The 13,124-nt window shown below is 41.0% G+C and carries 13 protein-coding genes; 4 read left to right on the forward strand and 9 right to left on the reverse strand.

Annotated features, from left to right (window positions below; all coding sequences use genetic code 11):
* Positions 1–147: 147 nt before the first annotated feature.
* Together AC2JBO_RS08110 and AC2JBO_RS08115 are read right to left on the reverse strand one after the other, a co-directional pair.
* Positions 148–642, reverse strand: a complete 495-nt coding sequence (locus AC2JBO_RS08110) for a porin family protein (RefSeq protein WP_496953122.1) — start codon at positions 640–642, stop codon at positions 148–150.
* A gap of 90 nt (positions 643–732) precedes the next feature.
* Positions 733–2,877 carry a pentapeptide repeat-containing protein gene (locus tag AC2JBO_RS08115; RefSeq protein ID WP_496953123.1) on the reverse strand — a complete coding sequence of 715 codons (2,145 nt, stop codon included), beginning with the start codon at positions 2,875–2,877 and terminating at the stop codon, positions 733–735.
* Positions 2,878–3,099: 222 nt separating this feature from the next.
* Between AC2JBO_RS08115 and AC2JBO_RS08120 the strand changes: the two genes are divergently transcribed.
* Positions 3,100–3,531 carry a hypothetical protein gene (locus AC2JBO_RS08120; protein WP_496953124.1) on the forward strand — a complete coding sequence of 144 codons (432 nt, stop codon included), beginning with the start codon at positions 3,100–3,102 and terminating at the stop codon, positions 3,529–3,531.
* A 79-nt stretch (positions 3,532–3,610) separates the two neighbouring features.
* Here the strand turns inward: AC2JBO_RS08120 and AC2JBO_RS08125 are convergent, their stop codons facing one another.
* From AC2JBO_RS08125 to petB, 5 genes are all read right to left on the reverse strand, one after another.
* Entirely contained in the window at positions 3,611–3,985 is a 375-nt protein-coding gene (locus tag AC2JBO_RS08125; protein ID WP_496953125.1) for a hypothetical protein, read from the reverse strand.
* Between the two features lie 76 nt (positions 3,986–4,061).
* Complete coding sequence (locus AC2JBO_RS08130; protein WP_496953126.1) at positions 4,062–5,219, reverse strand: glycosyltransferase; 1,158 nt, start codon at positions 5,217–5,219, stop codon at positions 4,062–4,064.
* A gap of 238 nt (positions 5,220–5,457) precedes the next feature.
* Positions 5,458–5,898, reverse strand: coding sequence for an ATP-binding protein (locus AC2JBO_RS08135; RefSeq protein WP_496953127.1), 441 nt, complete (start codon positions 5,896–5,898; stop codon positions 5,458–5,460).
* Between the two features lie 244 nt (positions 5,899–6,142).
* Positions 6,143–6,625 (reverse strand): cytochrome b6-f complex subunit IV, encoded by a 483-nt coding sequence (petD, locus tag AC2JBO_RS08140; RefSeq protein ID WP_496953128.1) that lies wholly within the window; start codon positions 6,623–6,625, stop codon positions 6,143–6,145.
* Positions 6,626–6,667: 42 nt separating this feature from the next.
* The gene (petB, locus tag AC2JBO_RS08145; protein ID WP_496953129.1) at positions 6,668–7,315 is read right to left on the reverse strand and encodes a cytochrome b6; all 648 of its coding nucleotides are present in this window, start codon (positions 7,313–7,315) and stop codon (positions 6,668–6,670) included.
* Positions 7,316–7,691: 376 nt separating this feature from the next.
* Between petB and ctpA the strand changes: the two genes are divergently transcribed.
* Positions 7,692–8,927, forward strand: coding sequence for a carboxyl-terminal processing protease CtpA (gene ctpA / locus AC2JBO_RS08150; RefSeq protein ID WP_496953130.1), 1,236 nt, complete (start codon positions 7,692–7,694; stop codon positions 8,925–8,927).
* A gap of 146 nt (positions 8,928–9,073) precedes the next feature.
* On the opposite strand, the gene AC2JBO_RS08155 is transcribed toward ctpA, so the two are convergent.
* Positions 9,074–9,781: an MBL fold metallo-hydrolase gene (locus tag AC2JBO_RS08155; RefSeq protein WP_496953160.1), complete on the reverse strand. Its 708-nt coding sequence runs from the start codon at positions 9,779–9,781 to the stop codon at positions 9,074–9,076.
* 187 nt (positions 9,782–9,968) lie between these two features.
* On the opposite strand from AC2JBO_RS08155, the gene AC2JBO_RS08160 reads away from it, so the two are divergent.
* Both AC2JBO_RS08160 and AC2JBO_RS08165 read left to right on the forward strand, forming a co-directional pair.
* Positions 9,969–11,447 carry a site-2 protease family protein gene (locus AC2JBO_RS08160; RefSeq protein WP_496953131.1) on the forward strand — a complete coding sequence of 493 codons (1,479 nt, stop codon included), beginning with the start codon at positions 9,969–9,971 and terminating at the stop codon, positions 11,445–11,447.
* 95 nt (positions 11,448–11,542) lie between these two features.
* On the forward strand, positions 11,543–12,331 hold the full coding sequence (locus tag AC2JBO_RS08165; protein WP_496953132.1) for a DUF4058 family protein: 789 nt from the start codon (positions 11,543–11,545) through the stop codon (positions 12,329–12,331).
* A 230-nt stretch (positions 12,332–12,561) separates the two neighbouring features.
* Here AC2JBO_RS08165 and AC2JBO_RS08170 read toward each other — a convergent pair whose 3' ends face one another.
* Positions 12,562–13,113, reverse strand: a complete 552-nt coding sequence (locus AC2JBO_RS08170) for a phycobiliprotein lyase (RefSeq protein ID WP_496953133.1) — start codon at positions 13,111–13,113, stop codon at positions 12,562–12,564.
* Between the last annotated feature and the right edge of the window lie 11 nt (positions 13,114–13,124).

The following is a 13,124-nucleotide window of genomic DNA, read 5'->3' on the forward strand; positions in this document are numbered from 1 at the left end:
CTCCCAGCTATCAAAAAATAATGATTAATTAGTACAACCATAATTCAAAACACAATCGTGTATGTGTAGAAACATTAATGTAGAGACGTTACATGTAACGTCTCTACAACAACAGGTGTAATATTATAACCCGTATTAAATTATTAATTAAAATCGTAAACCAACACCACCTTGTAATGAGAGAGCAGTACCACCACCATCACGATAAGCATCAAATGCAATAATCGCATTACCGAAAATTACGGTGTTACTGTTAGGAACCATATAATCAACTCCAGGTTGTAAAGCAAAGCTAATTTTATTACCAACAGGAGAAGGATCATTGCCACCAGCAAGTACTAAACCAGCGCCAATATAAGCGTCAGTTTGCCAGTTTAAAGGAATATCATAAGATACTGTGGGAACAACAGCAGTACTTTGACCTATCAAAGCTTGCGCGCGGAACGAAATAGGTGTTTCCAAAAGCTTGTAGCGTGCAGCAAGAACACCTCCAACTTGCACCCCATCAGAAAGACCAACAGCAGGCCCGACACCAACATAACTTCCATACGCTACTTGTGCTTCTGCTGGCTGTGCCAACTGTGTCAATCCTAGTATAGAACCAGCGAATAAAAGCCCTTTCAAGTACTCAAAATGCCTCATTGCCCTTCTCCCCACATAATTTTGAATTAGGGAAAAGGGTTAAGGGTTATTTTTATTACCTTTTTCCTTTCCCCTTTCCTTATTTATACACTACGGGCATCGTGGATGAATGCCGCCTTGAGTGCAAATGTAAGCTAATTGCTTGGGATCTAAGTTTTTTGCAGAGGTAAAATCAACACCTTTTATTAGTGCTGACTGAACTCCAATTTGGGGCTTTTGCACAAATTGTTCGGATGGGTCAGTACCACTACCTGATAAAATAGCTCCTTGGAAATCGGCGCCTGCAACGTTAGCACCTTGTAAATCTGCTAAACTCAAATCGGCATTCCGTAAGCTGGCATTTTCTAAGTTCGCGGAGCGTAATATCACATTTGTTAACCGAGTTGCGCTTAAATTCGCATTGCTGAGGTTAGCATGGTCTAAATAAGCACCTGATAAATCTGCTGCTTGCCAGTTGGTTTTAGTGAGGTTTGCATAAGATAACTGGGCGCCAATTGCAATTGACCTGCCTAATTGGGCGCCAAGCATTTCAGCTTCGTTTAATTTTGCTTCACCAATATCAGCACCTGTAAGACTGGCATTTTCAAGGATTGCACCACGTAAATCAGCACCTACTAGTTGAGCGCTACTAAGGTTTGCACTCAACAACCGCGCTCCTGATAAATTAGCTTTGTTGAGAGTGGCGCCACTTAAGTCACTTTTGTTTAGTAACACTCGACTTAGGTTAGCTTCACTAAAGTTTGCTTGCTTCATTGATGTTTGTCGCAAATCAGCAACCCAATCATCATAAGTATCCCAGCGACCATCCGCACCTGGACCCCGAAAACGACTACCTTTAAAACTAGCTTGGTTGAGATTGGCGCCTTTAAAGTTGATGCCCCACAAATCAACTTTGTCAAGTACCAAATTGAAGAAAGCAGTTGGACTAGAAACTGTTTGCGATAACCGAGAACGACTCAAATCAACATTGAGTAATTGACCCCCATAGGCGCCTAAAATTTTGTTAATTGCTTGCTGGTTGACTTGCAACTTTTGCTGCCGTACAGTTTGCTCGCTAGCAGAACTACCTGCTAAATCAAGTTCACTTGCAAGCAATTGGTTTTTGCGCTTCAGGTCAGGAATTGCGTCAGAACCAACATTAACTAAAGCTTGCTGAATCGAATTGAGCAGAACTGGATTCGTTTCTTCTCCCAACAAATCTACGAGAAACTGCGTTGATTGCGAGTAATTTAAAGTACCTATCGCCCGAATAGTACTTTGTCGCTCTTCGACTGATGCATTAGAACTGGCTTTTAAACGCTTCTCTAATTCTGTAAACTGTTTGCGATTATTTTCCTCTGTAGTTCTGTTATTTTCCTGTCCCTGAATATATATTTGAGTACCTACTAATGTTCCGAGTACAGCAGTCATACTCAAAAGCGCGATGCAAAAAAGGGTTATGCTGGGGTTTTGCTGCATCCGGCGCCATAATCCAGACTGTCGGATATCAGGAGACATTACTACTGAAGCAATTGCTGCCTCTTCATCAGATTCATTCCACTGTTCCCTTGAAGGTTGATTCGCTCTAGGTGAAACAAAGGATTTATTCGCGTCGATTGTATAAGTACCTGCAATTTGGTCGTGGAACGCGCGACGATTACGAAGGGGTGTAAATTTTGTTGCTTCGCCAATTAGGGCAAGTGCTGCTAAACCTGTAAGAATTACTAAATTTGGAAACGCAGGGCTATAACGCCATAATATATAAGCAACTGACATTGGCACACCCCACCGTCCAACTACCGAGCGGACTAAAACTGCTGGTATACCCGGTGATGTTCCAAGTTCTGAAACAACACGTACTCCGAACCTACGTTTGGGAATTGTACTACCTGTTTTTCCCAGCAAATATAACTGCCAACACGATAGTGTTAGAGGTGCAATAGCAGCAATTGTCCACAATATATTTGTTGGTAATGAAACATTGCGATTAGCGTAATTTACTGGCAATGCTAAAGGACGTGATATTTCGCGCTCCAAAGTGGAAACTACAGGGTTGAGTGGTACTCTACTAAATTCACTCCTCCCATTCGCAAAAGCTCCTATTGCATATGGCACTATTCCACTTACCACTATCAAACCAACTTCTGCTATCCAAGCGAAAGCGCGCCGATGAGTCAATGACATTGAATTGGGCTTTGGGCTGGAATTTGTTGGCTTTGGTTGTTTCGTCCCTCTCCTCACAATTGGGGTTGTCATGCGGATTTCCTTTGTTCTGAAATTTTAACTTCGGTTTCGGGCGCCTCTAAAAATGAAACGCTGCTTAATAGTTAACACTCTCTCAAGTTAGAACTTAATATTTCTCAACATATAACTAATGTTTACGAGGGACGATTGGAACTAAAAATAGTTGCACTTCGTCGATGATATTAGCTTTATAACTAAAAATATCGCCTTCGCACCGTCGGCGAAATTATTAAAATGAAAATTAATTTACTATTTAGACTTGTTCTGTCAGCTTTGGCTATAAGTTTATCTATAGCCAGTGCAACAGAAGCAATGGCGCAGCAAGTAAAAATAAGCCCTAATTTTAAACCCGACCCACTAACCTTAACAGGTAAATCGGGAGGTCCAAATAAAGACAACTGCGGTAATATTGCACCCACGCCAAACCAGGTTATACAGGTAACAGAACCATTACCGTACTTACGGTTAACAGTTGAAGGTTCTGGACAACCAACGTTGCTAATTGATGGACCAGGTGGTCGATTTTGCGTATTAGCCGATAATTACTCTGGTAAGAAGCCAGAAATTACAGGCTTTTGGCAAGCTGGAAGTTACTCGCTGTATGTAGGCGAATTATCTCAGGCACAGTATAACTATACGCTTTCGATTTCGCAACAGAAGAAATAACGTTCTTGACAATTGGCTATATTCTGGCAATTCTTAATCATTAAAAATACTTATATACTAGATATCAGGCAAATATCAGCTATTCTTCGAGTAATTTCGTTGTTGGTACTTCAACGGCGGTTACGTCGATAGTGCCAGATGGTGTAATCCGGTGAAAATGTCCGCTTTCTACAGATAAAGCTTCTCCGCAGTTTGGACATTGTAACTGCGTATTATTTAATCCCGTAAATTCAAATTGACATACTGGGCATTTATCTGCTATTAGGCTTCGTTTTAGCCACCACTGGAACCCAAAGAAAGCAATTATTGGCGCCACGAGTAACAGTCCGACGATAATTAAGACTGAATTTACTAACCACCCCAAACCTAGTGACCCTAGTAACCAAGCGATTGCCACAAGGGTAAGTACTGGACGAAGACTGGATAATTGATACTGGGAAGACTTAAAGCTCATTTTTAAAATTTCTTCCAAATTTTTTCCAAATTTTCTTTTGCTCTCCTTCCTAGGATAGCGATTTTGAAACTGAGCATCAAAACTGTTTTTTCAATCGCGCGCTAAAAGCATCAAAACCAAAGTGCGATACAACAGTCGAGCGCAACCACTGACCATCACATCGTCGATCATCGCCTGTCAGTATTTCAATACACGAACTAGCAACTGCCTCAATGTTACGATGTGGAACTCGCCACCCAAGTTTACCATTCATTAACGGGTCAGCAGAACCATCGGCATCACCTGCTAAAACTGGTACTCCACAAGCAAGAGCTTCTAAGTAAACAATCCCAAATCCTTCTTGTGATGGCATTACATAGGCATCAGCCAAGCGATAATGCTCTACTAGTTCTTCATTTGGGACAAAACCGGCAAAAACAACACGGTCGCTAACACCACAATCTGCTGCTAACTGAGCTAATCTTGGTTGGTCGTCACCTCGACCAATCACCAAATATTTTACAGAAGGAAATGAGCGCGCAATTTGAGGTAAAGCTTGAATTGTTATATCTACTCCTTTATACGCATCACCCGACCATAATCTTGCCACAGTCATCAAAACCTTAGCTTCATACAAACCATAACGTTCTAACAATGCCGCTGATTTTGCTCCCGGCGTAAAATAATCAACGTTTACTGCACAAGGTAGTATTTTAATTTTTGAAGCGTCTAGTTGATTGGCGCCGTTAACAATTTGGTCACGAGTATAATGGCTAACCGTCCAAATCGAGCTAGCTTTTTGTAAGTTTCTGACTATAAGTTTTGGTAAAGGTTCCCAAACCTCTTTACCATGTGTCATGACAGTGTATGGAATGTCAAAAAATTGACATAATGTCCCGACTAAAGTCGCAAGATTAACATGTCCACAAAAAACGTGCTTTGGTCGATGTAATAGTAAATATATAAACAATGAGAAAGCTATTTTTATTCTTCCAAGTTGAGGAAAATTAGTTTTGAAGTAATGAAACTGTAAATTTGGAGATTCAAACTCATTGTTACTATTAGGAGCATCCCGCAACAAAAATACGGACGCACTGTGAACTTTTCCAAGTGTTAGGTAAGATCGAAATACGTCTTTAACGTAAGACTGAATACCACCTTCACGGGCAAAAATTTCCAAAAACACGAATACGTGACTGACTGCTTCGGTTTCAGTAGCTAAATCGTTTACTTTTCTATAACCTGTTCTTAGCATTTGGTTCTAAGCGTTTGTATATAAGGGATTTGTTTTTCTGATAGATAGCACACATCTTTTATTTAAGTATTTCCCCTGATAAACATTTAAATTACGTATACTTTTTAATTAAATTACATATAATTTTTCAAATCATAACAAAAAAAAACCGCAATTAGACATGCGGCGTTTACGTAATTAAAGATTAAATTTTATACACAACATAATAACCCAGCTTCTAAAGATGTGGACAAAAACGTTACTGACTTTGAAAAGCGTACTTAACGATGAGCAGGCAATTTCGGCTGTCTAGTGTGCGCTCATAAACAACGCGGTCAGCCAAGCGTCTGAGTAAAAACCAACCGTATCCTCCAACTTGGAGAGTACCAGGTTCTGGTTCTCTAATCGCATCGGGGTTAAAAGGTTTGCCACGGTCCCATATTCTAATTTCGAGTCTGTCAAAAAATAATGAAACGTCAATATCAATAGTTGTCTCTGGTGGTAAAGCGTGGTGAGCATGACGAACGGCGTTGGTAAAACCTTCTGCCAACGCAAGATTAAGACGGTAAAGTTGGCTTTCAGACCAGCCTCCTGGCAACAGGTACTTTAGACAGAATTGTTCAAACCATTGTTGCACTTGGTTTAGAAGCTTTAGTTCGCTCTGCACCGTCAGATGGTCTTGCTGCACCATGCCTAGCATTGACCTTGACTTAAACACTTAGGGGGATAAGTTATTTTATAATTAGCTTACTGTTACGATGTCAAAATTTTATACTAAATCATTAAAACTAACGTCAAACTTTCCAAGCATAAATTCTAATAGTGAAAATTTGACGCCCGTTAAAGTTTCAACAAGCGTGGCACAATAATACCACTTCCTTCGTTGAAACTTACAGGCGTCAGAGGATTACTCAAACCATTAGAACCATTACATGGTTACTGGCTTAGAACAATCCCAAGGTCAAAGACTTGTCAATTGGGAAGGTGGCGCCAATACCGAGCCATATTGTTACCAAAGTACCAAACAAGAATACTGCGGTAGCAACTGGACGACGGAATGGGTTTTGGAATTTGTTGACGTTTTCGATGAAAGGAACGAGGATAAGTCCCAGAGGTACAGAAGCCATCAAAAATACGCCGATAAGTTTATTAGGAACTGTGCGTAAAATTTGGAATACAGGGTACAAGTACCACTCTGGTAAAATTTCCAAAGGTGTGGCAAAAGGATTTGCTGGTTCGCCAGTCATTGCTGGGTCAAGAACTGAGAGTGCTACGATACAAGCGAACGAACCCATGATTACTACTGGGAAAATATATAGTAGGTCATTAGGCCATGCGGGTTCACCGTAGTAGTTATGACCCATGCCTTTCGCCAGTTTGGCTCTTAGTTGAGGGTCGCTCAAGTCAGGTTTCTTTTGGGTTCCCATTTTTTAGCTCTTCTCCTGCTTAAATTTAGAAAATACTAACAATTACAGCGGACCAGAAATGCCTTGCTTGCGAATCATCAAGAAGTGAAACAGCATGAATACGGCAATTAACCAGGGTAATACGAAGGTATGCGCGCTGTAGTAACGAGTCAATGTTGCTTGTCCGACGCTGGCGCCACCACGAAGTAAGTCAGCGATTAAAACACCAACTACAGGGATAGCTTCAGGTACACCGCTAACGATTTTTACAGCCCAGTAACCTACTTGGTCCCAAGGCAGCGAGTAACCAGTTACACCAAAAGAAACAGTGATTACCGCTAAAATAACACCACTTACCCAAGTTAATTCGCGAGGCTTTTTAAAGCCACCAGTTAGGTAAACTCGGAACGTATGGAGAATCATCATCAGCACCATCATGCTGGCAGACCAGCGGTGAATGGAGCGAATTAACCAACCGAAGCTTACATCATTCATGATGTGTTGTACGGAAGCATAAGCTTCGGTAACGGTTGGTCTATAGTAGAAAGTCATCGCGAACCCAGTCGCAAACTGAATGAGGAAACATGTCAAGGTGATACCACCCAGACAGTAAAAAATATTGACGTGAGGAGGTACATACTTGCTGGTTACGTCTTCAGCAATTGCTTGAATCTCCAAGCGCTCCTCAAACCAGTCGTAAACGTTAGCCATACAATCTCTAGTTCCTAAGAATCGATACGCGGTTGATAAGTACCCCAAACAGAACTGTATGGGATGTTAGCTTATAGAGGTTTGCTTGTTTTGCTTGCCTTATTGAGTGATAAGACTCTTTAATAAACTTAACACTCTTCACAGATTGTTCGTATATATGACGTACCTTGCACCTAATCTTAAGGGATGATAGACACAAAGTAAATTTTAGCCTTTATGAAGAGCGATGACACCCATCAATTGGTCGCCCACTTGATGAAAAAAATGCACCGCTTCTATAAAAAAAGTAACATAGTCGAGAGATATATTTCATCAAATCGGCGCCCACTCACTTAATTTCGCAATTTTGGTTAAATTTTAATTGACAATGCTCAAAATGCTTCATAGAATCTTTCGGGTTGGATTATCGCTGCTCCTGGCGTTGGTAGTTGGTTGTTTTAGTTTGAGTGAGAGTGCAGTAGCATTGACCTCAGAACAGAAGCTTGTATCTGAAGTTTGGCGAATAGTCAATCGTACCTATATTGATGACACGTTTAATCACCAAAATTGGGCATCAGTACGGCAAAAAATTCTACAAAAACCGCTTCAAGACCAGCAAGCGACATACGGAGCAATTCAAACAATGCTCAATAGTCTGGAAGACCCTTTCACTCGTTTTTTAGACCCTGAGCAGTATCGCAGCTTGCAGGTCAATACTTCTGGTGAGTTAACAGGAGTGGGTTTACAAATTGCACTCTCAGTTGAAACGGGTAAATTAGAAGTCGTGGCGCCAATAGCTGGTTCACCGGCTGAAAAAGCTGGTATCCAACCGCGTGACCGAATAGTGACTATCGAGGGTATTTCTACCGAAAAACTTACTCTTGATGAGGCAGCAGCACGGATGCGAGGGCCGAATGGAACTATTGTAACACTAGTTATCGAGCGTGACGGCAGTACACCGCGCGAAATACAATTAACACGCTCACGTATTGAACTAAATCCAGTCATTGCCGAATTACGTCCTACAGAGCAAGGAAAATCTGTAGGCTATTTGCGCTTAACTCAATTCAATGCCAATGCTCCAATGGAAGTAGCACACGCCATTTCTAATTTAGAGAAAAAAGGCGCCTCTTCCTACATTCTCGATTTGCGAAATAATCCTGGTGGTTTGCTGCAAGCAGGAGTTGAGATAGCTCGTCTTTGGCTAGATAATGGTACTATTGTTTACACAGTCAATCGTCAAGGCATCCAAGGCAGTTTTGAAGCACTTGGCTCGGCTTTGACCAATGACCCATTAGTAATTTTAGTCAATCAGGGTACAGCTAGCGCCAGTGAAATTCTTGCAGGCGCCTTGCAAGACAACGGTCGAGCAATACTAGTAGGTGAAAGAACCTTTGGTAAAGGTTTAATTCAGTCACTATTTGAACTTTCCGATGGTTCTGGGTTAGCTGTCACAATTGCTAAATATGAAACACCATTACATCACGACATCAATAAACTTGGTATAAAACCTGACAAGGAAGTTGCTTCTGAACCATTAACACGCGCGCAAGTAGCAACAACATCAGATGCTCAGTATCAAGCAGCACTCGAACTGATTACGAAAGAGAAAGTTGTTGTGGGAGCAGTTTGAGAGTGCTAAGTGCTGAGTGCTGAGTGCTGAGTGCTGAGTGCTAAGTGCTGAGTGCTGAGTGCTGAGTGCTGAGTGCTGAGTGCTGAGTGCTGAGTGCTGAGTCTGTCACTCAGGATTCAGAACTCCTAATTCCTAACTCCTAACTCCTAAGTTCTAATTAACTCAGCACTCAGCACTTTCCACTCAGCACTATACTGAAAGGCATTATCGATAATTCGCTTGCCTCGAAGAAAGCCAGTATTTGCACCAGGGCAGATGTATTGTAGAGTATCAGGGGAAAAACGGTCTAATAGCAATTTTAAGCTTTTGAGTTGTCGATTCCAATGAAAGGTTTTAGCGGTTCGTAATGGCATCGGTTTACCATCCGCATCTGGGAGTATATGGCGCCCAGAGAATAATATTCCTCCAAAATCGCTATAGTAGAGACAAGAGGAACCAGGGGAATGTCCAGGTGTCCAAATCAACTGAACTGTTGTTGAATCGAGGTTTGACTCAAGATTTAACTCAATATTTAATTCTTGACTAAAAGTAGTTAATTTTAATTCAGGTAATAGATAAGCTTCTTGTTCTTGAATTATGACCTCGCAATCTAAAGCAAGTTTGAGTGCGGCAGTTTTACCAATAGCTGTGCGGTGAGTGATAAATAGCCAACGTACCCCACCGTGTGCTTTGATAAAATTCTGGTTTGTATCATCCCACGCTGGACAATCGATTAAGATGTTGCCTTCATTTCTTACAATGAGATAAGCGGTTCCTCCCAAAGTGTCCCGATTCGGTGCGAAGGCATAAATGGTATCGATTACAACCCGTGGTTGCTTAACTGTTTGGCTTTTGTCTTGATTTATTAGGGACATAGGAAAAGCTGGTGTTGAGGAGTGTTGGATGGCACGCATGAGCGCGGTAATTTTCCTTAAATTATCGAGTCCAGCCATATGTGATGGGAAATATACACAAATGTTGCATAACTTGTGATTTGTGCCATTTGCAATGCGTCAGTCGTTCAAACTACAGGTTATACAGATTCAACATACATAAAATAAAATGACATTTTGGTTTCTCCTTTTATTAGGAATAATTACTTATCTGATGGTGCAGCGGAGTGTGGCTAATATTACTAAAACACCCGTTTGGCTATTATGGCTTGTATTGATGGCGCCAGCATTAATCTGGACGGCATGGTCGGCTATATATGGTATAAAAGTCCAACCACCTAGGGCATTAATGATTGGTCCTTTGGTAATAAGCCCTATTTTATACTGGGTATTATTTCAGTTGGGGCGCCGTCCAAATCAAGCACCTCAAACCGAACCAACTGACCGTCATGAGCAATTGGTTATTAATCGTACCGTAGAACCAGCACCAGTGCGTCCAATTCAACCAGACGAAGAAACTCAATTAAGAAACTGTTTTCCTTGGTCGCTATATTACCTTCAAGATATCGAGTATCGACCGCAAGCAGTGATTTGTAAAGGTCAGTTACGCGCAGACGCAACAGCAGCTTATCAACAAATCAAAGAAAACGTCGAAGCTCAATTTGGCGACCGTTTTTTAGTAATGCTTCAAGAAGGTTTTAACGGTAAACCAATATTTGTACTAGTCCCTAATACTCAGTTAGCTAAATATCAGAGTAGTTCCGAGAAATTAACGCGACCTGGGTTAGCGTTGGGATTACTTTTTGCAACGCTAATGACAACAACTTTAGTTGGAACAAGAATTGCTGGAGTCGAAGCGCAACAATTGCGAGAAAATTTAGGTGTATTACAACAAGGTTTGCCTTACGCTTTAGCATTATTAACGATTTTAGGTATCCACGAACTCGGTCATTACATTACGGCAAAACGTTATAAAATTCGCGCAACGCTTCCATATTTTATTCCAATGCCGCTTTTCTTGGGAACTTTCGGCGCCTTTATTCAGATGCGAAGTCCAGTTCCCAACCGCAAAGCATTATTTGATATCAGTATCGCTGGTCCGATTGCTGGGTTTATTGCGACTTTGCCTGTATTAGCTTGGGGATTAGCACATTCACAAGTTATTCCGATAACAGAAAAAGCTGGAGCTGGATTACTAAATTCAGATGCTCTCAATCCTAAGTATTCGATACTTTTAGCGCTGATATCAAAATTAGTTTTGGGTAGTCAATTAACAGCTAAGACAGCTATAGACTTACATCCAGTTGCATTTGCTGGGTTATTGGGTTTAGTAGTGACAGCGTTAAATTTAATGCCAGTAGGTCAGCTTGATGGTGGTCATATTGTCCACGCAGTATTTGGACAGCGCAATGCTATTATTATCGGTCAAATCGCACGCTTTTTACTTCTATTACTTTCGTTGGTGCAGCCAGGATTTTTCCTATGGGCAGTAATATTACTATTTATGCCCTTGATTGATGAACCAGCGTTAAATGATGTCACTGAACTTAACAATCAACGCGATATTTTAGGTATTGCCTCAATTGCGCTATTAGTTTTAATCGTTTTACCGTTACCCAATGTCTTCGCACGTCTTTTAGGGCTTTAAGTTCTATGTAATATTCTTTAGGAATTAAGGGAATTGCTAAGATTGTTTTAAGTGGCGCCAGTTGAACGCTTAATTTTCATGAGAGTACTATAACTATGCTTTCTCCATTCCCTGGAATGAATCCATACCTCGAAAACCCCGACCTCTGGGCAGAAGTCCATCACGGGTTAATTACACTCATTGCTTATAGCTTAGTACCCCAGCTACGTCCTAAATATCGCGTAGCTATAGAAAAGCGGGTTTATCAAACGGTTGGAGAAGAAACAGTTTTAGTTGGAGTACCGGATGTGTCGGTGGGACGTTCTACAACTGATTCTAACAATCAAGGTGCCTCGACTGTTGCAGTTGTCTCACCTCCAGCAAAACCTGTAACTGTAACAATTCCAATACCAGAGGAAGAAAGAGAAGGATACTTAGAAGTACGAGAAGTTGGAACAGGTGAGGTTGTTACAACTATAGAAATTCTCTCTCCTAAGAATAAACGCGCGGGTGATGGAAGAAAAGCTTATGAAAGCAAACGCCAAAAAGTACTAAGCAGTGAGACTCACCTTGTTGAAATTGACTTGCTACGAGGTGGAAAACCTATGCCTATATTAGGTCAATTTATTAACAGTAGCTACCGCATTTTGGTAAGTCGTAGTGATTACCGTCCGAAAGCTGAATTATACCCTTTTGGAATAACTGAACCAATACCAGCTTTTTACTTACCACTGCGTCAAGGTGATACCGAACCATTATTAGATTTACAAACAATAATACAAGAAGTTTATGACCGAGCCGGTTTAGATATGGCGATAGATTATACACAAAAGCCAGTACCTGAACTATCAGATGTTGATGAAATTTGGGCAGATGATTTATTGCGACAGCAAGGTTTAAGGTAAAAGTAAAAATATTGAGTTCCTTATGAATCCCCCCCCTTAATAAGCTACCGTGTACACATAAATCTCCTTTACCCTTATAGGGTGAGAGGATTATAAATTCGGGATTTTTTTGAGATGTGTGTACACCGTAGCCGCGTGGAAGGGGGGAATAAGACTATTTTTAAAGGGAAATAAAACTATTTTTAGCCCCCCTTCCAGGCGGGGGGTTGGGGGGATTACAATATACTTTGTTAACTTGATGCGGAAGTGGCTGTTTCAGGAGCTTTTACAGGGGGGACACCCATACGTATCTCGGTAGTCAAAGAAGTAGTATTTACACTACCAGCTTGTTTAACTACGTTTACGCGCATCCTTAAATTATCGCTGGCAAACCATAGACGTTCTTCGTAGGAAGCTGTCTCAGATTCGACGGTTAATAATAGCGCTTCGTCTTCACCTAGTTTATAGTGACCTTGTAATGGTTTGTTCTCATTGCTTATCTGACGTAAAAGCTGACCCTCATCAGGATTGTTACTAGGAACTAGAACTAGTACTGTTGAACCGACATTTTTTTGATTTAATTTAGTTGTGTCGTTCCAATTAACCTTTGCTGCAACAACAGAGGAATTTGATTTAACTTGAAAATCTTCGCAAAGTTTGACGACATCTGGATGAGTAGCTGGTAATTTTTCTACAACAATCTCTGATTTAGCTTCGTTTGCTTTGTTAGCTGCTAAATCTTGAACGGTACGATGGGCAAACCATTTTCCAACGCTTAACTCAAAAAAGTCTTGAATATTCATTGTTTATCACA

It is taken from the genome of Calothrix sp. CBUCES-K 9914 (assembly GCF_059640475.1).